Source organism: Kaistella jeonii (genome assembly GCF_000812865.1).
Lineage (GTDB): Bacteria > Bacteroidota > Bacteroidia > Flavobacteriales > Weeksellaceae > Kaistella > Kaistella jeonii.
On record NZ_JSYL01000002.1, the window covers coordinates 418,554 to 442,086 of the forward strand.

Below are 23,533 nucleotides of genomic sequence, written 5' to 3' on the forward strand. Positions count from 1 at the left end.
TTTATAATATTTCAAAAATGTTTTCACTTTAAATTCTGTGTAAGAAAACTGTGGACTTTAAAGTTTGAAATTAATTATCTTTGAGTAAATATTTTTAAAAATGTTCAATAATCTTCGACACAACTTAGAAAAACAATGGTTTGGCGTGCTCACAAGAATGGGTGCAAAACTGGGAATTCCCGTTTCTAAACTTCGTGTATTTTTTATCTACTCTACTTTCGCAACGGCAGGCGTTTTTTTCCTGATCTATTTGGGACTGGCTTTTACGTTGTGGATCAAAGATATGTTTGTGACGAGAAGACCAAGTGTTTTTGACTTATGATCTGGCTCGAAGAATTGCAGACGCGCAAAAAACTCTCCCGGATCTATTCCGCTTACGAAAAAACTTTTCCTGTAGATGAACGAAGAGATAAAGAACAGTTTTTAGAGCTTATTGAAAATCCTGACTGTTTCATCTTTGCGGTAAAAAACTATGATGATTTCGTTGGTTACTTAATTCTCTGGAAATTAGAGGATTTTCATTTTTTAGAACATTTCGAAGTTTTTGAAGAGTTTCGGAATTTAAAATTAGGTTCTCAGATCTTGGAGGAATTGAAGGAGAAATTTGGCGATATCATTTTAGAATCTGAACCTAAAGATTTAGGTGAAATGGCGGAACGAAGAATTAATTTCTATGTTCGAAATGGTTTTTCGGTTATTTCTGAAAATTATGTGCAACCAAGTTATGGCGAGGGAAAAGATCCTATGAATTTATTTTTGATGAGTAATTTTTTTGTGGAAGAAGTGAAAGGAATTATTAACGAACTATATCTTAAAGTTTATCAGTCATAATGAAATCTGCACTTCGCAATTAAAATTTGATCTTCTTCATACTTATAAATTAATCGATGTTCATCATCAATTCTTCTAGACCAAAATCCAGAATATTTATGCTTTAAAGGTTCTGGCTTTCCAATACCATCGAAAGGATTTCTTGAAATATCTTTTAGCAAATCGTTGATTCGTTTGAGTTTCTTTTTATCGTTTTTCTGCCAGTACAAGTAATCTTCCCAGGATTCATCTACAAAAACATATTTCATTTTACTCTTCTATTAAATTTTTAGAAAATGATTTCCCACTTTTTAGTTTTCCAATGGCTGCATCTAATCTCAGCTCATTTTTTCGGGAAGATAATTCGTGATTAGTAATCATCAATGAATTATATTCTTCAAGTGACATCACTACAATACCATCCTCTTTTCCACGATTAATAATTAGAGTTTCAAAATTCTTTGCAACCCTGTCCAAATAAGATTTTATATCTTTTCTAAAGTCTGAAACGCTTGCAATTATCATGATTCTGTATTTTATGTTGTACAAATATATGTACAATATAATCAAAAAGCAAATTTGAGATCGAATAAGAAATCTTGTAAATGATTTTTAACTTTAACAAAGTGACTTTTTAATTCACCTCATATTCCAATTTAATCGTAATACTCGCTTCTTTGTCTTTGGATGAAGTATTAAATGTTCCGCCGTAGGAGTATTCTTCTGTGGAATTTGGTGCAGTAATCTGTGTAACACCCATCGTTGCTTTTTTAAGATTCCCCAATTTTGCACCGGAGTTTTCTGCAATTTTTTCAGCGCGTTGTTTTGCATCTTTCGTAGCATCGGCAATCATTTGCTGTTTTACACTTCCGAGTTTGGTGTAGAAATAATTGGGTGGTGAAGAAGTAAACTCAATTCCAAGATTGATGATCTCTGTAATATTTCTTGAAAGGTTTTCGACTTTTGCAACGTCTTTGCTGTCGATAGAAACTTTTTGGGAAAGCTGATAACCTGCAAAAGTTTGAGTGCTTCTTCCGTTTGCGTCTGTTCCGTAATTAATTTGTTTCTGAATATCTACGGCAGAAAAAACCATCTGATCTTTTGCAATTCCTTTGGAAACCAAATAATTTTCAATGACTTTTTTATCATTCGCCAATTCGTCATACGCGGATTTGAGTTCAAAACTATTGCGGGAAAAATTTCCACTCCAGGCAATAAGATCGGATGTGAATTTATTGGAACCCAAACCAGTAACCGAAATGGTATTGTCTGCTTTGTTTCTATTTTTGATCGCGTTTCCTAAAAAGGCAAGTCCGATGATGAACCCAACTGCGGCAATTGCGATTCCAATGATGTTTCTGTTCATGAAGGTGTGTTTTTTACGTTAATAATAGACATTAAAGATAGTGAAAAAATTGAGTAAAACATAAAGTCTTCCAATTAACGATGAAGATATTTCGGTAAAGTTTCTTCTAAATCAAAAAGAACTCTGGACAGATTTTTAGCTCTGATCCACCGATTGATGTCTGGTTTTAAACCCATTGAAAACTGAAGAAATTCGGAAATTTTATCTGGCGGAATTTCCATCTTTATGAAGTAATCATCACCCACTCTTTCTCTGATCCACGCAATGTTATCCTGAAGATCTTCATATTTGTATGAAGACCGCATTCTTCGACCATCACCAGAAATATTTTTATATAAAGTGTTGAAATTTAAATTACTCAATGCGTATTTGATTATACCAGCTTTTGCTAAAGTCGGAGGTGGAGTTTCCCGAGGTTTTTCGGGTGGTCCTGGAACGCCGACTGCTTGCTGAACCTGCGCAGACCGATCAATTCTGGTTAGATTCCTGGAGTCCGTATTCAGATCGCCGGTTAATCTGACTTTCGAAACTTGCACTTCTTCGATCTCTTGAGCCGTTCTTACAATTGAAATCGTGAAAGGTCTCGTAAAATCTCCCTCATTAATAATTTTTGTATTTCGATCAAAACCCTGCCTGATAAATCTGAGTTCGTTATTCGCAGAAGCTTCAATGGTAAATTCACCATTGAGATTCGTGTAAGATTTCTTTTCTGTTTGCAGATTAAAAACCATCACCGCAGCAAGCGGATTCTGATCTTCGTCGGTTACGACACCAGAAATTCTTTGCGCAAAAGTCGTTGTCGAAATACAAAATAGCAATACTATAAAAACTCTAAACATCAAGAACCAATTTTATGGGTTTTTATATATTGAATATAAGCCATTTTCATATCTGAACTGATGGCAGAAACATCTAAAGTTTTGCGGTATTTTTTGGCTAAAGAATAAGATGCATCAGCATAAATTAAAAAACGGTCAATGTCTTCTTCGTCAAAACCTCGAGCGGTGTAAAAACTTAAATCTAAAGTATTTTTTATCCAGCGATAAAAATCCTGGGTTTCTGCATAAGACGCGGTCGTAGGCGCAGGATTTTTCGCTTTGCCCAATAACCCTGATAACGCAGAAGCAATTCCTAAAATATTGACTTGTCCTGCACTATAATTCGGTGCCGCAAATGCTGATGGTGTAGAAAGTTTGGGGAAAACATCGGTTAACGGACTTTTCATATAAGATCTCATATCCGAATTTAGAGCAACTACTCTTTTTGGAAGTTCTAAATTTTTGATATCTTTTCTCAAATTTCCTGTCGCATGGAAAGCGAGCTCTACTTCCGGGATGAGATAAGGAGTTTTCAAAAGCGATATATTGAGTGGTTGAGAATAATTTTGCGAAGAAACTTTCACTGAATTTCTATCGTAACCACTTTTTACAAAGCGCAATTCATCGAAAGACTTCGCAGCGATCATGTAATTTCCATGCTTGTCGGTGAAGGCTTTTTCGTCGGATCTTACATTGAGAATAGTGACTTCCTGTAAATCATTCCCAAACTCAGAAGAAACTTTTCCGAAAATATATTCCTGCGAAAAGGCGGAAATTGAAATTACAAAAAAGAAGAGAAAGAGTAGTTTTGTTTTCATGCAGTTTTATTTGACGTAAAAGTAATTTTATAAAACACTTGTTTAATGATTTGCGAATTATTGGTATTAATTTTAACCGGTTTTAAGGGGTTTTATGATTTTTTTTGAATTTTAGATTTTGTTTTTTGTTAAGGTTTTTAATGATTGCGTTTTACGGGGTTGCTTCTTGGGTAGATTTTTTTTAATCTCCTCTTAAGTACGAGACAAAGATTTCCTTATCACGCTATTTAGGAATGACTAAAAGACATTTGACTTATGAAATGAAAAGCGATGAAAATCGGATCAACGCTGTCACGGTTTGAAACCGTGACAGCGTTCTAGGTAGGAAAGAGTTAGTTTGAAACGATTTTGGGAACGAATTTCTTTATTAATTTTTTTAAATTTCTATAAAAAACTGAGTCTTGCGTAAGGGATGGCAGTGGAAATCCTTTTTTGGGGAATTGGGCGCGAGCGAAGCGAGCGCTCAGTTCCCCAAAAAAGATTGCAACGTACAGCCCGACCTGAATTCCGCTGGAAAGGTCCTCTGCTTTGAAGAATAATTTAGGGTGCGGAATGAAGGTTACGCCCAAACTTCAACTCCACTCAGTTTGAAAATGAATTTTATTTCTGAAAATTATTTGTTTATCTTTGTGGTCTTACAAAATTGGGGTTGACTGGTTTCGACAGCAAGATCAATGGGTAAGATTGCATGCAGAGAACCGTGACGCGATCTCTTTAATCCCTTGTCACAAAATTTTAACTGGCGACCAAGAGTTTGCTCTTGCAGCTTAATCCGAATTACAGTAGGATTCAGCGCTCTCCCGAAGATAGTAAGGAGGTAAGATATCCCACAGAAGTTCTGTTTCGCGACGTCTGATCCTGGGGTATAGCAATGCGGAAATAAGGTTTTAGTTACTTCGGCTAATTCACGAAAACTTCAGAAGATAAGTTGTAAGTTGGGTGTCTGTACTCTGTTTGCAATCGAAAATTAACTGCAGAATAAGCATGTAGAAGTCTTATGTGTTGCTTGTTTGGACGAGGGTTCGAATCCCTCCAACTCCACATTTTAATTAAATAACCCGCTGTTTTTCAGTGGGTTATTTTTATTTAAACAAATCTTTCTCCACCAGTTCTCCACATCGAAAACTTTATTAAAAAAAGTTTGATATTTTTGATTCTTTACCCTCATTTAAGTTTGATAGATTTACTAGGGGGTATGCTTAAAAATCAAAATATGATACGGGGATGCCATGTATATGGATAGGGTATATTTACATATTCGAAAAATGATATACCAAAACTAATTAGTATAATTATAAATTTTTCGACCTTAATCCTACTAAAAAATTGAATTAAATGTAATATTCATTAATTCCATATATTTGTGTAAATCAAATTATTGAAAATGATAACGTAAATCTAAACAAGTGGAAATTTGATAAACGGGGCTTTAGCTGACTTAAAATTCTACGGACAATACAAACTAGGGACATATTGCAAACTTTTAATAAAAACATAATAAATGAAAAAAACACTTTACATTTTAACGCTGTTGATTGCAACGGTTTCCTACTCTCAAAATTTGTGGCAACCTCTTGGACCTGATGATTTCAATCAACCTTCCTATGGAGTTGCTGATTACTCAAAACTTAAGCATGATAACAATAACGTACCTTATGTTGCATTTTCTGACGGATTGATGAACAAAAAAATAACAGTTAGAAGATTTATAAATAACAAATGGGAAACTGTTGGTATACCAGGATTTTCAGGTGCAGCCGTTACCTTTATCTCGTTGGAATTTGACAGCAACAATAATCCTTATGTCTCTTACAAAGACAACACAATTATTGTCAAAAAATTTGATGGAGTTGATTGGATTACAGTGGGAAACACATCCTCTTACACAAGTTATCCCTTCGATTTAAAAATCAAGAGTAACATACCATATATCGCATTTCTTAATTCAACAAATGGCAATAAGACTTCCCTAAAAAAATATAGCGGCTCCAATTGGGAACAGTTAGGTAATGATGGTTTTTCAGAAGGTTCTGCGAGTTCAATTAGTCTTGACTTCGACAATGCAAATACACCATTTGTTGGGTATACCGATGGTTTGTATAGTAATAAAGGTAGCGTTAAAAGCTTTGATGGTTCTTCATGGAACTATTTAGGGAATCGGAGCTTTACAAATGGAATAGCATCTTCTGTGAAAATTAAATTCAACAAAAACAACGAATTATGTTTTCTATATAAAGATGGGGCTGTTAATAATAAAGCTACTTTATTAAAGTTTTCAGCAGGTAACTGGAATACTATTGGCAATCAAGGCTTTTCTGATTCGGAGTCTGACGATTTTGATATTGCTTTCGATTCAAATAATAATATTTACATTGTTTGTAAAACTACTTATGACTTTACTTCAGTATACAGATACTCCACAGAATGGTCTAAGATAGGCTACATGAACTTTGATGACCTACCAACCAACTACAGGTCCTTATCTATTGACTCAAATAACAACGTCTTAATAGCATACAAAGATGATGTATCTAACGGAAAAATGCTTACTGTGAAAAAATTAAGCAATAATAATTGGTTAGTAGTAGGTGAAGAACCAATTACAGATAATAATGCGAAAGGTTTAGATAATATGGGCACAGCAATTAGTGATAAGCAAAACAATATTTATTTGCCATATATAGAATATCACTACCTATCGAATGACACCACTCAAAACAATAGTTTACGAATTAAAAAATACTTCAATGGACAATGGACAGACTTTGGTGGAGTTATTAATGACAATCTATGGGCGACAGATAAAGAAGCTATATCTCTAATTTCGGATGCTGCTGACCAACTATACATCGCATATGTTGAACGTGATTCTTCTTTTCCAAATCATAGGATAAAAGTAAAAAAATTTGAAAATAATTCATGGATAGATATTGTTTCACCTCATTCTTTAATTTCATCACCGTACAGGACAGTTCTTTCTTTAGATTACAACTCATCAAACGAATTAATTATAGCTTATACAGCTCCTAATAATAGTGGAGACTTTCAGCTTTTTATAAAAAAATATGACGGAACTAGCTGGAAAAACGTTACCTATAGCGAACATTTCGGTGGACTCTCAAATAATTTGTCCATGAAGGTCGAAAGAAATATAAATCCAAACATCATATATGTTGCATTAGATTCAGATATAACAAGGCTGTCTACTCCAACTTCTTCTTGGGAGCTCATTGGAACTGGAAAATCACTTGAAATTATGAATGGTATTCTATATTCGCACAGAGATAATAATTTGATAAAGTTTAATGGTCAGAATTGGCAAAATGTAGGAACTAGCTTTGTCTCAACTTTCAATACCCAACTCAGAACCATCGGAAATAAATTGTTTATAGTTAATTTAACAAATGATAAATTATCGGTTTTAAATTATGATGGAAATAATATGAGTACCGTAGGAAATACAAATTTCAATGCAGGAAAAGGAAATTATCCTTCATTAGTACTCTCAAATAATAATAAATTGGTTACTGTATATAATAATTCACGAGGAGCCTACGCAAAATACATTAATATAGAAAATCTTGCAACAAACGAAAGTAATAATAAAAGAAATATTGTTTCATATCCTAATCCAGTTAAGGATATAATTTATTTTACAGGAGAAGGGGATATTACACTTTATAATATTTCTGGTCAAAAAGTAGCTTCACAAAAAAAAGTATCTCATATCAACATTGTAAAACTACCTAAAGGTTTTTATTTTATTGTCTTTAAGGATAAAGATGGTAGAGAAATAAAAATGAGTAAAATTATTAAAGAATAAATCACATCATATTATTATTTCCGCCAAGGGGAACAAAAGTTAACGCCACAACCACCCTTTTCTAATTATGAGTAAAAGAAAAATTAGAACTGCATTAATATTTTCCAGACAAAACCAAAGATTTAGAGCTCTTCAAAAAAAGAAAGTTAAAAAAGAAAATGTTCTTTTAATCATTGCTCGGAATGCAAAAAAAACAAATGTCATTAATCCTAAACCAACCAAAAAAAAGTTGTCTCCTCATGACATGCAACTAAAGGAGAAAGGATGGAGTGAAATGCTTGATATATTTGAAATAAAATCATCGGAAGTTTCATATGAGACATACAAAAAAAGATTTAATAAAATCCCTAAATACACGCAGGTCTTAGATTTAATAAAAAATGCGAAAAAATTTATTGAACTTAAAAAATTGAACAAAGAGCCATACAGAATGGAAGAATTCTTTAAGAAGTTTTGATATTTAGAGAAAACAAATTAGATAAATAATAATATTAGATTTCAAAAATTTAATATCTGTAATCCCTCTTAATAAAAAGATAAAACAAGTCTATCTTAAAAGTTTTTGTACAATAATTATTTAAGTAAAAATATTGATATTTCTTTTTAGGAACATATAGTATGATTGTATCGAGACTTACAATTTATAAGGATTTATCATATATTTACTGCATAGATGACCTAGGAATTTGTTACTATCCATCTAATAATAGTACAATCACTATATTGCTAATACAAATTATAGCATGAATTTAACCTAATTAAACAACTTTTATGAGAGCTTATATTATTGTTTGCATACTATCGATATCTGCACAATTTTACGCACAGAAAACTTTACAATTGTATGGTGGTAAAAACGAAGCTGTTTACTTAGGTTGCTTAAATTGCAACAATGTTAGTTCTAATTCTATATGGAACGAAGTAGGAAATTATGGCTCTCCAGTTAGTTCAACTTCAATTTGGAATGAAGTAGGAACTTATGGCGGTCCAGTAAGTTCCTATTCTCCTTTTAATCCAGTGGGAAATAATCCACCTAAAATCATTGATTCAGACGGCAACTTCTATGGTTATCTAACTGCAAATCCCGTTAAATCAAATCGAGCTACATTCAAACTAGCATTGACTATATGTGAAAATTGGGAGTACATAAAAAAAGATGTCGGCAATTGGTATTATAAAATTTTTAGGTAAGATGTACAAAATTATTTTGAAATTATTTTAAAAAGGAGCAAAACCTATCAGACAATGAAACACAAATTATTACTGTTAAGCATTATACTATCTACCTTTACTTTTGCACAACAACTAACGATTGATGAAACAATCAATTACATTAACACTAATTTACAGGACCAGTTTAAATTGAAAATTACTTCTGAAAGAAATTTTAAAGTTTCCCAAGATAAGAGTAGCAATCAGTATTGGGTCGATTTTAATAGTGAGCTTAATAAATTTTTTCCTGATTCTAGTAAAAATGGTAATTCATATGGTACTGAATGGGCTTATTCAGGTAAAATTGACAAAATTAATATAAGTAAAAGTATAGATTATAATAATGAGTTTTTGATAAATTTTAAGTGCAACGACAGTTCGCCATGTTATTATGTTATAGGAAAGAGGTACTCAGTAAGTTTCAAAAATAATGTTGTAGATAGTAAGACAGCTTATCTAATTGCTGGAACTGCTGAGAATAAATATCAATTTAAATTATCTTTCGTAAATGAGAATAAAAGAGATAAGATATTTAACGCATTTAAATATTTGATTGAATCAATAAAAGTTAGTCCTGAGTTTCAAAATCAAGATTCTGACCCATTTTCAGTAGAAAATTTCAGTGCCTTATATTCGGTAATTATCGGAAATAAGATAAAAGATGAAGTCAAACTAAATTCGGATAGAGGGACATACAGCATTTCTGTAAGCGTTAATGGTTTAACAAAACAATTTGTATTAGATTCAGGAGCAAGTGAAATTTCTCTGTCAACAAATTTTGAGAGAGATTTAATTTCACAAGGACTAATTAAAAAGGAAGACTATCTTGAATCAGGACTTTACAAAATTGCTGACGGCTCAATAGTTACTCAAAGAAGGATAAATCTAAAAGAAGTAAAAGTTGGAGCTTTCACTGTTAAGAACGTCACTGCTTCTGTAGGAAATGGAAATATCCCATTACTACTTGGGAAAAGTTTTTTAGATAAATTTAGCAAATGGTCAATTGACAACAGCTCAGAAAAATTAATACTAGAAAAATAAAACCCTCGACTTAATTTAGGATTTACACACGGTGACCAGATTGTAAAATTTCTCTATCAAGATAAACAAATTTTTAACGTCAATTTGCATGTATTGAAACGTGAAACTGAGAAAAACCCCCAATGGTAAATTAGTAACATCTTGAAATACAATTCGCTTACAATCAATTACTTAATCATCTTAAGTGGGGTTTTTGAATGCTATATCCTTTTTTGTAGAATAATAATCACATTATAAAGTCTTCAAAACGGTTATCAGAATAATGTAGAAGAAAGCTTACAGCAGTTTTTCTATGCATGTTTAATTATCCTGCATTCACATTATACTTCTCAGCTTTAATTTCGAGAATCTTATCCAAATTTTCAAGTATATAACTTTTCCTGAAACCTGTGAATTTCGAAAGCATCGTCAATGCTTCGTCTGCAACTAATTTATCTTCAGATTGTAAAGCTTCTTGAAGTCCGTAATATTTGCTAAAAGTTTCTTGTAGTATTATAATAATATAGGCTTGCATGATTAACGTTTTTTATACTCCAAAAAAAATTTGGTAAGTAGTGGATTATACATAAAGAGTTCTTTGTTAGTATTGCAGACAACAAAGAGCTCTAATTTCTTATCTTCTGTAAAGGTGTTAAATCTATCCTCGAAGTACTGAACATATTGAAATGGGTTTTTATCAGTATCCAATCTAGGTGAAGAATAATAGCAAATTAACATCTCTTGAAGCAACTTTTCCTCTGGGAAGCAACCTACGCCTAATTCAATTATTTTCGACACCTCCGTACCAGCATAGATATCATCGTGAAAGTGAATGGAAATCACTTTCTTGATGTTTTGTTCCAAAACCAGGTTCATACAATTTTCAACTATCTTAGCATCATCATCCATCTTAAAGACATTATTAAATGGATATGTTTGGGTAAGAAAATAATTGATGTGCATTTCAGTAAAGTTGGTTTCAGTAATTTGTGAAAAGTAATGGAATCTTGTATGGTTATAATTTACTGAAATAAACTTCTCAGCTAGTCGTTTTAGTTCGTCAACTTCATCAGATTCACGGTTTTCTTCGATGTATTTGCTAAATGGCTCAATACTCCTGGTAAAGCTGTCGTAAGCCTCCATAACTGACGAGACAAACATTTTGATTTCTGGAATACTAGAATCATCTAAAAAGTTTTCCACTTCACAAAAGTAATCCCCAATAATTCCTTTCAATGGATACACGCTCTCAAATTCTATGTAATTTTTAGTGTGAATCGTTACTTTGATAATATAGAAATCAAAGCGACAGAATGTTATTAAAATAAGCTCCATAAATTGGTCATTTGTTGTTAGTTATACAGTGAATTGTCTTTTTGTCGAAGCTTTCTAAAAAGAGCTCTTCTGAGCCAGCAATGACATGTTTGCCTTGAGTCATATCCTCTTTCCTAAATTCAAGATATTCTAAGAGATAATTGACCATGGCATCGGTAAATTCAAAGAATGGAAAGTTATCCTTAAAAAAGGATTCACCAAAAATTCTTCTAATCCTTTGTTGTTTTTCAGAGGATTGTTCATCATCCAGGAAAATACTTAATGAAAATTCCAGCTCTCTCAGTTTTTGCTTAATTACTTGCAGATTGCGAACTATTTCAATTTCGAAAATGAGCTTTTCTTTGTAGGCTTTCAAGACTCTTTCCTCAAAGTAACTCACTATCTCAAAGTTTTCTGATGAGGTTTCAGTGTATTTTATTCCCTCGACAGGGAAAAGTGTGATTATCTCAAACCCTTTTGGGCTATATTTTAAAACTTTGGTGAAGTAATTGGTTTCTCCAAAAGTTACTCGAAGTATTTGATTTTCCATTCTAATTATTTTTTAAGCAGTTTAAACAAAAATGCTCTTCTTCAACCATCGGAGGAACATTGGTAAATTCTTCAATTAAGGTGCATATGATTGATTTAAGATTTACATTCTCACTCCAGGATTCAGTGGTTGCAATAGAATCGTGGATAGTAAACAAGGGCATGTCAGGGTATCGTTTTGCTATTTCTTTCGTAACAAAGTCGATAACACATGTGGATTCTATTTGCTGCAATAAAATTGGAAAATCTGTCTTATCATTTTTTTTCATTATTAAAAGAAATTCGCAGAAGGCTGGAAAGTGTTTTTGAAAATCTTTGAATTCTCTACCAGGATTTTTTTCACCACCATAAAATATGCTAAAGACGGACTCTTTTATCATACCTTTTTCTTCCTCAATGTTGTTTACTTCATAAAATTTTGAAATAGTTATAGTAACATCTTTTCCATTCACATCTTTACCTATTACTTTTGGAACTCTTCTTTCCCATCGTCCAGTATATGGTTTAACAGGATAAAGTATCTTCATCATTTCACTGTAAAATTTACCATCTAAAATCCAGTTTTTGAGTATTTCATAATCCTTTTGAAAGGCTGACGAACAAAGGACTAAAGGTAGGTTCTGCCAGATTAAAGATTTATCTTTAATCTTATTATCTATAATTCTACTTAAATTTATATTACTATTTCTACCTCTATCACTACACTCAATCTCTCCTAAAACGCTCTCAGTAGAATTTTTTTGCAATAGAAATTCAACCAGAGCTACCATAAAATACGGTTGGCTGGATTTTATGTCATAATTCACAAGAGTTTCACCGTCATATCGGAGAAAAGGTCTTAAAATTTTTGGTAAATTTGTTAAGTTGCTATGAATTCTATTATCTGTCTTTGTGTTTCGTGAAGCAAAAATATTATTAGCATTTAAATTTTCGATGGCTGCCAAATATGAGATTTTTTGATATTTTGAGAATTCTTTGCCTTCCATTACAAGCTCTTTAGCATCAGCATAGTCAATGGTAAGTTTATTATTTAGCCACTTTGCCAGGTGCCGTGCGCTATGCTTGACTATATCTGCTATTATATGTTGTTCAATGACTGTATTCCGAGTTTTAACATCAGTCATATCTACCATCACTATTTTAAACTGGGTATCTAGTTCTATTAACTGCCGAATCTTTGCTGAAAACCGATATTGGGCACATCTTGGCGGTTGACCAGGAAAATTCTTGTGATTAAGTTTATCTAAAATTTTATTCTCTACAAAATAGTCGAAGTACTTATTGTAATTGGATGAGTAATCGTCAAGAATCTCCGAACATAACGAGCTGTAAGTTTCGAATGTTTCATTCTCCCAATCTGAAGTTACTTTTCTGAAAAGAACGTGGAAGTAGAACTTTGCAATTTTTTCATTCATCCAAAATTTCGGTGGATTTTCGTTAAGTTTAGTAGTAAAAAACTTTAGAATAGTTTCGGGAAGGAAAATTGATTTTGGGATTCTAGCCCACTTTTTTTTGAAATTTGACATTTAAATTCTATTTTTTTAATTAATAAATAGAGGACTCCATTTCAATGGAAAAATCCTCTGAAAAAAACATTTAGGTTGATAGAATTAAGATTCATGCTTCAGAACGAAGCTGGAGAATTGTTGTTCTATCATTTTATTTGAGCCCGAAGACTCCGAATCATTTTCCCACCGCTTAAAATGACAGACAACACGGTTGGACACTGATTTAACAGTTCTCTTGATTCTAAAAATTAATTTACTGGCTTCATTGCTTTTTTTATATCGGACATATAGAGAAGTGGCTTATCACCGATTTTGTGACCGACAAGGTTTCCATTTTTTATCCAATTATCATAAGTTGAAGAACTTATTCCTAGCATTTTTATCGCTTCATTTTTTGTAACGATTTTATCTTGTTGCTGACTCAACTCCTCAAACCTGCGTTCAAGTCTTGAGATTTGTTTCCAGACAGTATCATTAATCATTTGTTGAAGTTTGTCTACTTTCACCACAACTGTATCGTTGTCTAAAATTGTTATTCCGTTCATTATTTTAAATTTATTGTGTTAATTAAGTTGAGTTCTCTTGCAAAATTTTCAGCTTGCTTTCTATCCACATCTTGGATATATTCTCGTAGCTGCTTTTCGTTGGTGTGACCTGAAGCTGTCATCAAAGCAGTAGTGCTTATTAAACCATAGAAATTGGTACAAAAACTCCTGCGACACAAATGCGAAGTGATTAGCTTCCACTTAGGATAAGTACCAAAAACTTTTCGTATTTTTTTTGTTTTTTCATCTACAACCATTGAAATTCCACCTTCACAAGGCTCTGTTATACCTCCCAGTTCTGCAACTTCTTTGATATATTCGTTAAATCTTTGGGAAGAAATACTGCCAGGAAACTGCCAATTTCTTTTATTTAATATCTTGACAATTTTTTCATGCAGAGCAAGCCTTAAATGTTTTTCCGTTTTTTGCTGGGTAAAACAGATGAAAAACGTCTCTTTTCCATCAACTAATTCAGTCTCAATCATTGAAGTATTAAATTTTAGAAAATCAGAACAGCGTTGACCACAAAAAGCACCTACTATAAGCCAATCTCTGGCATTTTCTAAGTAAGGTTTTTGATAATTATGATTTTCGAGTAGTTCCAACTCTTCAAATGATAAAGTTGGATATACCGTTCTACTTAGTTGAATTTTCAGATGTCTTATTCCAGGATTGATTTGATATCCATTAGCTGAGGCATGAAAACATATGGTCTTGATAGCCTTAAAGGTTCTATTGCTATAACTATTCATATATCCTTCCACCTCTATGCAATAATCATCATAACATCGCTGAAAATTCCTGTCAATCTCAGTCATCATAGGTGCAGCAGTATCTTCATATCTGAAAAATCGTTTTAAAATTTCAATGATACACTTTGTCTTTGTCAGCGTAGCTTCTTTTCTTTTACCTCTTTCAAATTCTTTAGTTTTCTCTTCTAGGTAAATACTTGCGTATTCTAAGAGATTTGGGTCTGTTTTCTCCTCGATTTTAAATCGTTCAGGATATATAATTCTCCTTAACCACTCTTTACTAATGTTGGATTTGTCGGATTTTTTATATTCATCTTCAATAAGTTCCGACAACTTAATGAGATTACGATTTACCTGAACGTTAGTTGACAGTCTATTTCTTGTTTCAGCAGAACGGCTCGAAACCATCTTTCCATTTTTTAACTCTTCGATTGAGGAGAGACAACAGCCATTTTTAGCGTCCCAATCCTCCAGATTAACATACTCATCGGTGGCAGATGTGAAATCAAACCTACGACCATCACGAATCCTAACCAGGATTGTGTTTTTCAACTCTTTTGGAGATTTTAAATAGTATTTTACACTTATCATGTTTTATATTTTTATTTAATTATTTAATATGAAAACAGTAAGAATCTTGTCATTTCAGACAATGCAAAAACCCTGGAAATCATCGACTACCAGATATAAATAAAGTGTAAAGGAATACATGAAAGTATTATTTGAGAAAAGAAATCTCAAAGCTTTAATTTTTGCTGTGTATAGCCGAATCTATTCCAATAAAGGAATTACACCACCTTCCCAGTAATTGCTCTGGAGGTTGGCTGCGGAGATTATTTCTAACCCCACATTCTAAAGATTCTAAATGTCAAAAAACGTCTACTCTTAATAACTCTACAAACATAATAAAATTAAATTTTATAAACAAAACTTTAACTTACTTTAACACAAATATTATTCTATTTTTATTTAAATTCCTGCGCACACACGTGAGGACTTTGCAGACTGCCCTAAATTCAGTACATTTAAAACTTTATTTTTTACATATGTCAGAGGAACAAAAACGATTACTAGAGCAGAAATTATGGGATATTGCCAATGCTCTACGAGGCAAAATTGATGCAGATGCTTATCGAGATTATATATTAGGATTTATCTTTTACAAATACCTTTCTGAGAAACTATATCTGAAAGCCAATTCCCTTCTGAAAGGAGAAGAAGTGGAGGATTATTATTTAGTTAAAGACGAAGAAACGCTGGAAGCCATCAAAGAGGAAACATTAGAATCTCTCGGCTATTTCCTAGAGCCAGAAGAACTATTTGACTTTCTAGTTGTTAGAGGGCAAAGAGTTAACAATGCCACCACAGCGATTAGAGGTTATTCAAATATTTTAATTCGTGTGAATGGAAACACCAAAGCACTTGGTTCCGTAAAAACTAAAGTTAACGAAGAAGACTTTGAAATTGAATTAATTGACAGACCAAGTAGTCACATCATAGAAGATTTAGAAGCCGTCTTAAGAAAGATTGAGCAAAGCACGATGGGTACAGAATCCCAGGAAGACTTCGATGCTCTATTTGAAGATATTGATTTGGCTTCAACAAAACTTGGTAGAACTCCAGACAAAAGAAATGAAATCGTTGTTGAGATAATTACCAAACTATCGGAGATTGACTTTAAGCTGGAGGATATTAATTCTGATGTATTAGGTGATGCCTACGAATACCTGATTGCAAAGTTTGCCTCTACGGCTGGAAAGTCGGCAGGTGAATTTTACACCCCCCAACAAATCTCGAAAATCCTTGCTAAAATCGTTACTGACAAGAAACAACGACTGAAAAACGTCTATGACCCCACTTGTGGTTCAGGCTCCCTCCTACTTCGAGTTGCCAAAGAAACTGATGTAACCGAATTCTTTGGACAGGAAATGAACAGAACTACTTTCAACCTTGCAAGGATGAATATGCTTTTACATGACGTTCATTACAGCAGATTTGATATCGAGAATGATGACACTTTAGAGGAACCAAAACACCTCGAACAAAGATTTGAGGCTATTGTTGCCAACCCACCTTTTTCAGCACATTGGAAAGCCGACAACAACCCTCTCCATAATACAGATGAAAGATTTAGCCAGTTTGGAAAGTTAGCTCCAAAGACTAAAGCTGATTTTGCATTTCTTCAACATATGTATTATCAGTTGAGTGACAATGGAACTCTAGCATCTGTTTTTCCTCACGGAATCCTTTTTAGAGGTTCTAGTGAAGGACTTATAAGAAAGTATTTTATTGATAAATTAAATGCAATAGATGCTGTAATAGGATTACCAGGAAATCTTTTTTATGGAACCTCTATTCCAGCTTGTATTATCGTACTGAAAAAATGTAGAAAAGTTGATGATAACATCGTATTCATTGATGCAAGTGCGGTAGGAAACTACGTTAAAATAGGAAATCAAAATGAACTTAGAGACGAAGATGTAGAACGTATCGTTAATGCTTATTACGAGAGAGAACATATTGATAAGTTTTGTGCGATTGTAAGTTTTGCAGACATTAAAAAGAATGACTATAATCTCAATGTACCCAGATACGTAGATGTTTTTGAAATCGAAGAAAGAATTGATATCGAAGAAATTGCCCAAAAACTTAAAGCTCTTGAAAAAGAAATAATTGCAAACGATTCAGAACTTTCGAAGTACTGCACAGAGTTAGGAATATCAACACCGTTTTAAAATGAAAGAACCAAAACTAAGGTTTCCTGAATTTCAAAGTAAACCTACCAAGTTAAAACTGGTAGAAGATTGTTTCTTTTTTTCAGGAGGAACTCCGTTAACATCCAATACAAAGTATTTTAAAGGTAATATCCCGTTCATAAGGTCAGGGGAAATATCAAAAAATAAAACTGCACAATTTATTACTCAAGATGGACTTGATAATTCATCTGCTAAAATAGTTCAGAAAGGCGATTTGTTGTACGCACTATATGGAGCAACTAGCGGTGCAGTAGCTATTTCAAAAATTAATGGAGCAATTAATCAAGCAGTATTATGCATTAGACCAAAAACACTAAACACTAATTATCTTTTTTATTTATTGCTGAGAGACAAGAGTCAAATACTTCAAACGTATCTCCAAGGAGGGCAAGGTAACTTATCATCGCAAATTGTAAAATCTTTTGAATTTTCTTTTCCATCAACTAAAGAGCAAGAAAAAATAGTTGATTTTATGCAGAAGGCTGACAATAGAATAGAATTTCTTAATGAAAAAAAAGAACTTTTTGAAAAGTATAAGTCAGGAGTAATGAAGAAACTCTTTTCAAAAGAGCTGATGTTTAAAGATGATAATGGAAATGACTTTCCTGCTTGGGAAGAAATTAAAATTGGCAAACTCGTGAAAATTTATGATGGAACACATCAAACACCTACTTACGTTTCTGAAGGTATTCCTTTTTATAGTGTTGAACACGTTACAGCTGATAATTTTTCCAAAACAAAATTTATCACCAAAGAGGTTTTTGACAAAGAAAATTTAAGGGTAAAACTTGAAAAAGGTGATATTTTAATGACGAGAATTGGAGACATTGGAACTTCAAAATTAATCAATTGGGATGCTAATGCATCTTTTTATGTAAGTCTAGCCCTTCTAAAATGTTCCGAACATATAGATTCTGCATATTTAAATCAATTTATAAAAAGTCCTTTTTTTCAAAAAGAGCTTTGGGAACGAACTATTCACGTTGCGTTTCCAAAAAAAATTAATTTGGGGGAAATTTCAGAATGCAGGATAAAACTTCCTGTTTTGAAAGAGCAAAAGAAAATAGCTAGCTTACTAGAGAAAATTGATGAAAAAATCGCTCTTGTAAAGAGCGAAATAAAAAGTACAAAACTGTGGAAGAAAGAACTATTACAAGAAATGTTTGCGTAGAAAGACATGACGATACAACCAGAACAACACCTTGAGAACAATTTAATATCCCAACTTGAAAAGTTGAGGTACAAAAAAGTGGTCATCAAAAATGAACAGGAACTTCTTATCAATCTGAAAAACCAACTTGAAATCCACAACAAGGTCAAACTTTCTGAAAAGGATTTCAAGCAAATTCTCATCTACATTAACAAAGGAAGTATTTTCCAGAGAGCACATACTCTCAGAGAAAGAATTCCGTTCATGAACGACCTGGGAGAAAATAAAACGATAGAACTAATCAACAAAGAATTTTGGTGCCAGAATGAGTTTCAGGTTGCCCAGCAAATTGAGATGAAAGGCTCTTTCAAGAACAGGTATGATGTCACTATTCTAGTGAATGGATTACCACTCGTACAAATTGAGTTAAAACGAAGAGGATTAGAACTGAAAGAAGCTTTTAATCAAACCAATCGCTACCAAAGACACTCTTACGAAGCTGGGTATGGATTATTTCAGTACATCCAGATATTTGTGATTTCCAATGGAGTAAATACAAAGTACTACTGTAATGGAACAGTTCAACAAAGAAGCTTTAAGCAAACCTTTTTCTGGGCAGACAAAGAGAATAAAATCATTACCGAATTAGATGCTTTTGCAAGTGAATTCTTAGAACCTTGCCATCTCACAAAAATGATTACTAAGTATATGGTAATGAATCAAACCCAGAAGGGGTTAATGGTTTTGAGACCGTATCAATACTATGCTGTTGAAGCGATTGTTAATCAAGTAAAGGAAACAACCAAGAATGGTTATATATGGCACACTACAGGTAGTGGTAAAACGCTAACTTCTTTCAAAGCAGCCCAAGTTCTTACGGAGAATCCAGATGTGGATAAAATCCTGTTTGTAGTTGACCGAAAAGACCTTGACTATCAAACTACCAAAGAGTTTAATAGTTTTGAAAAGGATTCCGTAAATGCAACAACCAACACCATTAATCTTGTAAAACAACTTCAAGGAAATAGCAAACTAGTAGTTACTACTTTACAAAAGTTGAATACAGCGATAAAGAAAAAGAAATACCTCTCCCAGCTTGAAAACCTGAAGAAACAAAAGGTCATCTTTCTCTTTGATGAATGCCACCGCAGCCAATTTGGAGGAACGCATAAAGCCATTAACGATTTCTTTGAAAACTGCCAGATGTTTGGGTTTACAGGAACTCCAATTTTTGAAAAAAATGCCAGCACCAATGATTTAGGTAAAAGAACTACTAAAGATTTATTCGGAGAAAAACTTCACAGCTATGTAATTACAGATGCTATTCGAGATAAGAACGTTCTTAAGTTTGGCATTGAGTATTTTAGCACCTTTAAGAAGAAAGGTGGAATTTCTGATGAAGACATTTCTGCTATTGATGAAGTTGAGGCAATGAATGCTCCAAAGAGATTACAAAACAATACTAACTACATCATTGACAATCACCAAAGAAAGACTCATAACGGCTCTTTTAACGCATTCCTTTGTGTAGGAGGAGCAAAGCAAGCCAGAGCGTATTATGAGCTATTTAAAGAGCTTAAAAGCCAGGGAAAACACAACCTTAAGGTTGCTACGATATTCACTTACATAGCTAATCCTGAAGATGACGATTCAGGAACTTCCACTGGGACAGAATACGATGAAGATGATGAACTTTATGACGATGATGAGGCTCTGGAAATGGTTGCAGAACCTAGAACCAAATACAAAACTGAAGATGTAAGAAGTTGGTTAGAAAACGTAATCCAAGAATACAATCAGGAATACGGAGGGAACTTTAGCACCAAAGAAAGTAATGGTTTCTATAGATATTACGAGGACATCACCAAAAGAGTGAAACATAAAGACATTGACTTACTAATTGTTGTCAACATGCTACTTACTGGTTTTGACAGTAAGACACTTAATACCCTTTACGTTGATAAAAACCTTAAGCATCATGGTTTAATCCAGGCATTTTCCCGAACTAATCGAATCTATGACGACCTGAAATCACAGGGAAATATTGTTTGCTTCCGAAACCTGAAAGATGCAACAGATGAAGCCATTGCATTGTTTGCTGATAAGAATGCCAAAGAGGATATTTTCATGCCTCCACTGGAAGATGTAATAGAGAAGTTTAATGAGGCTTATGATGAATTAAAGGAGCTGGTTCCTTCAGTTCAAAGTGTGAACGATTTACAGGATGAAGACTCACAGGCAGAATTCATCAAATTGTTCCGTACACTAATGAGAATTCGAAATAAGCTGGGTCAGTTTGCAGAGTTTGACAGTACTGCATTGCACATGACAGAGCAGGAATTTGAAGACTACAAAAGCAAGTATCTGGATTTATATGACGGAAGAAGTACAACAGGTCAAAAGGAATCAATCCTTGACGATTTAGATTTTGAAGTAGAACTGATTCATCGTGATGAGGTCAACGTAGTATACATTCTTCAGCTCCTTGCAAAATTGGTTGATTCTAAATCCAAGGATAAACAGAAACAAATTCAGGTGATAATGGATATGTTGAGCAGTGAGGTCACTCTACGTAGCAAGAAAGAATTGATTGAAAGATTCATTGAAAAGAATCTGCCTCACATTACTGATTCTGATACTGTTCAGGATGAGTTTGAAGGTTATGTAGAAAGAGAACGGAAAGATGCCATCCAGAGACTTGGAGCAGATGAGAAACTAGACACTGAAAAGTTAGAATCTATCATCGGAGAATACTTATACACGAACAAGAAGCCATTAAGAGAAGATATCGTAGGAACAATGTTATATAGACCAGCCTTGAAAGAAAGGTCAGCAACCACTGAAAGAATTTCTCATCGCATCATGGATTTTGTTAATACATTTGTGAGTGGATTTGTTTAATTATAATTTAATCAACTTTCCGAATTAACAGTATTATTATTCGATAACTATAAAAAAGCTGCAATTTCGATTAACAACATAACAAAATGAGCCGAAGCAAACCCATGCCCTACTCGATTTTTAAACTTTCTCATCATATTACAGTAATTGAGTTGGAAGATTATTTAAAAGAATATGAGGAATTTGTAAGTAGTAAAATCTCTGCAATTGAAATTAAATACAACGAAATTCATGAACTAAAAAAAAATCAAAAAGAAGACGCTGAATATTTAGATTTCCTGCATGATAATTTAATTGACGAAAACATGAAATTTGGTTCCATTTTTACGAATAACTTTAGAAGTTCTTTTATGTCTCTTGTTATAATGCATTTGGAACACGAATTAAATAAAATTTGCTCCTTCCATCAAAAAAGAAATAGTATACCTTTCGGAGTTAAAGACTTAAAAGGAAACTCAGATTTAGATAAAGTAAACATATATTTAACACAAACAGAACATCTACCGATTACATCACTTAAAAGTTGGTCGAAAATAAAGGATTATCAATTTGTAAGAAATAAGTTCGCTCACCAGAAAGGTGAAATAGCTCTCAGTAGCACTAGTGATGTAAATAAGATAAAAGAAATATGCAAAAATTATAAAGGAATTAAAATTGAAGAGAAGCATAAAAAAATCCAAATAAATCTTATATCACCTGAATTATGTACCGAAAGTTTGAATGACATCTTTGCATTTCTTGGTGAGATTATTTCTTTATTAGATAACAAAAGCAATACTCAAACTTCTAGCCCCTCAATCTAAGAATAATTCACATTTATAAATTTAAGGAGAATTGTTTAATTTACCAAATGCCTGCATCAAAATAAAGATGCAGATTTAGGTTCCACCATTTCTCCACATTGACTGGTCGAACTATTTTTAGTGATTTTTGAAAATTAGGACGTTACCTTTGAGCTTAGTGTTTTCAGACTATCTAATCTCTGATTACCTAAAGGAAACCAGTTTATAATTATTCAAACCAATGTAGCTAGTACCTCCAACTCCACATTTTAATTAAATAACCCGCTGTTTTTCAGTGGGTTATTTTTATTTTAATAATTATTCTTTTTCTCTTCACAAAATATTTTTCGCCTAATCATTAATTTTTAAATCGCGGGGAAGTAAAGAGTTTGTATAAGAATAAAACAACGGCGATCAGCTGCAAACTTAATCCAACTGCTAAAAGGATATTACCATTTTCCCAATGCGTAATTTTAAATAATGCGCCAAGAAGATTAAGAATCAATCCTAGTGCGAAAATTAAGACAATGTATATTTTTTTCAAAGTTGAGAATTTTATTTGTTATTGAATTTTATAGTTAATTTCAGTGCTACTGCTAATTTATAGTCTTTGAACCTAAGCTCAGTTTCCTTTTTAAAACCAATCGAAGATAAGTAAATTATTCATAATTTCCCGGCCTTAAATTAATGGAAATAATCACATCTATTTCCAGATTTTGAAATTCAGCATTACTTTCTTTTTTTGAATTAAAGTTCGCCAGTCGATAAAGAATAGAAAAAAAAGAAGCGCTAAACTTAAAACCAAACTTGCAACAGATTGCCAGGAAAAAGTATTATCGATGATGCTTTGAATATTTTCCGATGCATATTGTCCTAAATGTAAAGCAACCGTGTCGCTTGTAAATTTTCCAATAATAAAAGCAGGAATAATGTAAATCGGCTTTATTTTAGATATTCCGGCTCCCAGAAAAAGCGGTGTTGTTGGAAGTGGCAATAAGGAATAAGCCAAAATGAAGAGTTGACCTTTCCATTTATTTTCATTCATTTTTTCTCCCAAGAACTGGATGTCTTTATTTTTGGAAGTTTTAAGATATTTTTTTGCGATTGCGGGCGAATAAAGCAGAAGAATATATCTTCCCAAAACCGAACCTGTAACACCAACTACAATGACCGACCAAACATTCAGTCCAAACATGATCTGGAAAAATACCATCACTGTAAATGCCGGTGGAAAGGGAAAGGGAACGATGTCAAATATCAAGGCTCCGAAGAAAACTAAAACATAATACCACCACATTTTTTTAAGATTTATGTATTTTGACTTTTAAATTTTCTGGAGAAATACGTGGCAATCAGAAAAATTACAATAATTCCATTCGCCTTAAAAATTTCTATTCTATAATCGGCAG

23 protein-coding genes, 1 other RNA gene and 1 riboswitch are annotated in these 23,533 nt (G+C 32.9%); of the genes, 11 read left to right on the forward strand and 13 right to left on the reverse strand.

The features are described from left to right. Nucleotides 1-100 precede the first annotated feature (100 nt). Nucleotides 101-322: a PspC family transcriptional regulator gene (locus OA86_RS04575; RefSeq protein WP_039349501.1), complete on the forward strand. Its 222-nt coding sequence runs from the start codon at nucleotides 101-103 to the stop codon at nucleotides 320-322. Next, nucleotides 319-831, forward strand: coding sequence for a GNAT family N-acetyltransferase (locus OA86_RS04580; protein WP_039349504.1), 513 nt, complete (start codon nucleotides 319-321; stop codon nucleotides 829-831). Before OA86_RS04575 ends, OA86_RS04580 begins: the two co-directional genes overlap by 4 nt. Here the strand turns inward: OA86_RS04580 and OA86_RS04585 are convergent. The 5 genes from OA86_RS04585 to OA86_RS15245 form a co-directional block, all read right to left on the reverse strand. Further along, nucleotides 822-1,079: a Txe/YoeB family addiction module toxin gene (locus OA86_RS04585; RefSeq protein ID WP_039349507.1), complete on the reverse strand. Its 258-nt coding sequence runs from the start codon at nucleotides 1,077-1,079 to the stop codon at nucleotides 822-824. The two genes, OA86_RS04580 and OA86_RS04585, sit on opposite strands and share 10 nt — an antisense overlap. Before the next feature lies 1 nt (nucleotide 1,080). Then, a complete protein-coding gene (locus OA86_RS04590; RefSeq protein WP_039349510.1) occupies nucleotides 1,081-1,335 on the reverse strand; it encodes a type II toxin-antitoxin system Phd/YefM family antitoxin in 255 nt (84 codons plus the stop codon). 109 nt (nucleotides 1,336-1,444) lie between these two features. Then, nucleotides 1,445-2,176, reverse strand: coding sequence for an SIMPL domain-containing protein (locus tag OA86_RS04595; protein ID WP_039349513.1), 732 nt, complete (start codon nucleotides 2,174-2,176; stop codon nucleotides 1,445-1,447). 74 nt (nucleotides 2,177-2,250) lie between these two features. Then, nucleotides 2,251-3,015: a carboxypeptidase-like regulatory domain-containing protein gene (locus OA86_RS04600; RefSeq protein ID WP_052257384.1), complete on the reverse strand. Its 765-nt coding sequence runs from the start codon at nucleotides 3,013-3,015 to the stop codon at nucleotides 2,251-2,253. Next, nucleotides 3,015-3,812 carry a hypothetical protein gene (locus tag OA86_RS15245; RefSeq protein WP_052257385.1) on the reverse strand — a complete coding sequence of 266 codons (798 nt, stop codon included), beginning with the start codon at nucleotides 3,810-3,812 and terminating at the stop codon, nucleotides 3,015-3,017. The genes OA86_RS04600 and OA86_RS15245 overlap by 1 nt, the downstream gene beginning before the upstream one ends. A gap of 645 nt (nucleotides 3,813-4,457) precedes the next feature. Here OA86_RS15245 and ssrA point away from each other — a divergent pair. From ssrA to OA86_RS04630, 5 genes are all read left to right on the forward strand, one after another. Continuing rightward, nucleotides 4,458-4,856: a transfer-messenger RNA gene (ssrA, locus tag OA86_RS15510) on the forward strand. Between the two features lie 457 nt (nucleotides 4,857-5,313). Continuing rightward, nucleotides 5,314-7,635: a T9SS type A sorting domain-containing protein gene (locus OA86_RS04615; protein WP_039349534.1), complete on the forward strand. Its 2,322-nt coding sequence runs from the start codon at nucleotides 5,314-5,316 to the stop codon at nucleotides 7,633-7,635. Between the two features lie 67 nt (nucleotides 7,636-7,702). Then, nucleotides 7,703-8,092, forward strand: coding sequence for a hypothetical protein (locus tag OA86_RS04620; RefSeq protein WP_039349536.1), 390 nt, complete (start codon nucleotides 7,703-7,705; stop codon nucleotides 8,090-8,092). Nucleotides 8,093-8,406: 314 nt separating this feature from the next. After that, a complete protein-coding gene (locus OA86_RS04625) occupies nucleotides 8,407-8,826 on the forward strand; it encodes a hypothetical protein (RefSeq protein WP_039349539.1) in 420 nt (139 codons plus the stop codon). A 54-nt stretch (nucleotides 8,827-8,880) separates the two neighbouring features. Then, on the forward strand, nucleotides 8,881-9,888 hold the full coding sequence (locus OA86_RS04630) for a retropepsin-like aspartic protease family protein (protein ID WP_039349542.1): 1,008 nt from the start codon (nucleotides 8,881-8,883) through the stop codon (nucleotides 9,886-9,888). 304 nt (nucleotides 9,889-10,192) lie between these two features. Here OA86_RS04630 and OA86_RS04635 read toward each other — a convergent pair whose 3' ends face one another. The 6 genes from OA86_RS04635 to OA86_RS04660 form a co-directional block, all read right to left on the reverse strand. Continuing rightward, nucleotides 10,193-10,402, reverse strand: coding sequence for a hypothetical protein (locus tag OA86_RS04635; protein WP_039349544.1), 210 nt, complete (start codon nucleotides 10,400-10,402; stop codon nucleotides 10,193-10,195). 2 nt (nucleotides 10,403-10,404) lie between these two features. Beyond that, nucleotides 10,405-11,202, reverse strand: a complete 798-nt coding sequence (locus tag OA86_RS04640) for a hypothetical protein (RefSeq protein WP_126340454.1) — start codon at nucleotides 11,200-11,202, stop codon at nucleotides 10,405-10,407. A gap of 7 nt (nucleotides 11,203-11,209) precedes the next feature. Next, nucleotides 11,210-11,731, reverse strand: coding sequence for a hypothetical protein (locus OA86_RS04645; RefSeq protein WP_039349550.1), 522 nt, complete (start codon nucleotides 11,729-11,731; stop codon nucleotides 11,210-11,212). 1 nt (nucleotide 11,732) lies between these two features. Beyond that, on the reverse strand, nucleotides 11,733-13,256 hold the full coding sequence (locus OA86_RS04650) for a hypothetical protein (RefSeq protein ID WP_039349554.1): 1,524 nt from the start codon (nucleotides 13,254-13,256) through the stop codon (nucleotides 11,733-11,735). 123 nt (nucleotides 13,257-13,379) lie between these two features. Continuing rightward, a riboswitch (SAM-I-IV-variant riboswitch) is annotated at nucleotides 13,380-13,485 on the reverse strand. A gap of 1 nt (nucleotide 13,486) precedes the next feature. Next, nucleotides 13,487-13,783, reverse strand: coding sequence for a helix-turn-helix transcriptional regulator (locus tag OA86_RS04655; RefSeq protein WP_039349558.1), 297 nt, complete (start codon nucleotides 13,781-13,783; stop codon nucleotides 13,487-13,489). Beyond that, nucleotides 13,783-15,126 (reverse strand): site-specific integrase, encoded by a 1,344-nt coding sequence (locus OA86_RS04660; RefSeq protein WP_039349561.1) that lies wholly within the window; start codon nucleotides 15,124-15,126, stop codon nucleotides 13,783-13,785. The genes OA86_RS04655 and OA86_RS04660 overlap by 1 nt, the downstream gene beginning before the upstream one ends. Before the next feature lie 455 nt (nucleotides 15,127-15,581). Between OA86_RS04660 and OA86_RS04665 the strand changes: the two genes are divergently transcribed. The 4 genes from OA86_RS04665 to OA86_RS04680 all read left to right on the forward strand — a co-directional run bounded on the left by OA86_RS04665 (nucleotide 15,582) and on the right by OA86_RS04680 (nucleotide 22,145). Next, nucleotides 15,582-17,270: a type I restriction-modification system subunit M gene (locus OA86_RS04665; protein ID WP_039349564.1), complete on the forward strand. Its 1,689-nt coding sequence runs from the start codon at nucleotides 15,582-15,584 to the stop codon at nucleotides 17,268-17,270. A gap of 1 nt (nucleotide 17,271) precedes the next feature. Further along, nucleotides 17,272-18,462, forward strand: a complete 1,191-nt coding sequence (locus OA86_RS15250; RefSeq protein WP_052257386.1) for a restriction endonuclease subunit S — start codon at nucleotides 17,272-17,274, stop codon at nucleotides 18,460-18,462. A 6-nt stretch (nucleotides 18,463-18,468) separates the two neighbouring features. After that, complete coding sequence (locus tag OA86_RS04675) at nucleotides 18,469-21,342, forward strand: type I restriction endonuclease subunit R (RefSeq protein WP_039349567.1); 2,874 nt, start codon at nucleotides 18,469-18,471, stop codon at nucleotides 21,340-21,342. Nucleotides 21,343-21,428: 86 nt separating this feature from the next. Continuing rightward, nucleotides 21,429-22,145, forward strand: a complete 717-nt coding sequence (locus OA86_RS04680) for a hypothetical protein (RefSeq protein WP_039349570.1) — start codon at nucleotides 21,429-21,431, stop codon at nucleotides 22,143-22,145. A 337-nt stretch (nucleotides 22,146-22,482) separates the two neighbouring features. Here OA86_RS04680 and OA86_RS15645 read toward each other — a convergent pair whose 3' ends face one another. Both OA86_RS15645 and OA86_RS04690 read right to left on the reverse strand, forming a co-directional pair. Continuing rightward, a complete protein-coding gene (locus OA86_RS15645; RefSeq protein WP_039349577.1) occupies nucleotides 22,483-22,668 on the reverse strand; it encodes a GldL-related protein in 186 nt (61 codons plus the stop codon). A 159-nt stretch (nucleotides 22,669-22,827) separates the two neighbouring features. Continuing rightward, entirely contained in the window at nucleotides 22,828-23,421 is a 594-nt protein-coding gene (locus tag OA86_RS04690; RefSeq protein WP_039349579.1) for a hypothetical protein, read from the reverse strand. Nucleotides 23,422-23,533: the final 112 nt, after the last annotated feature.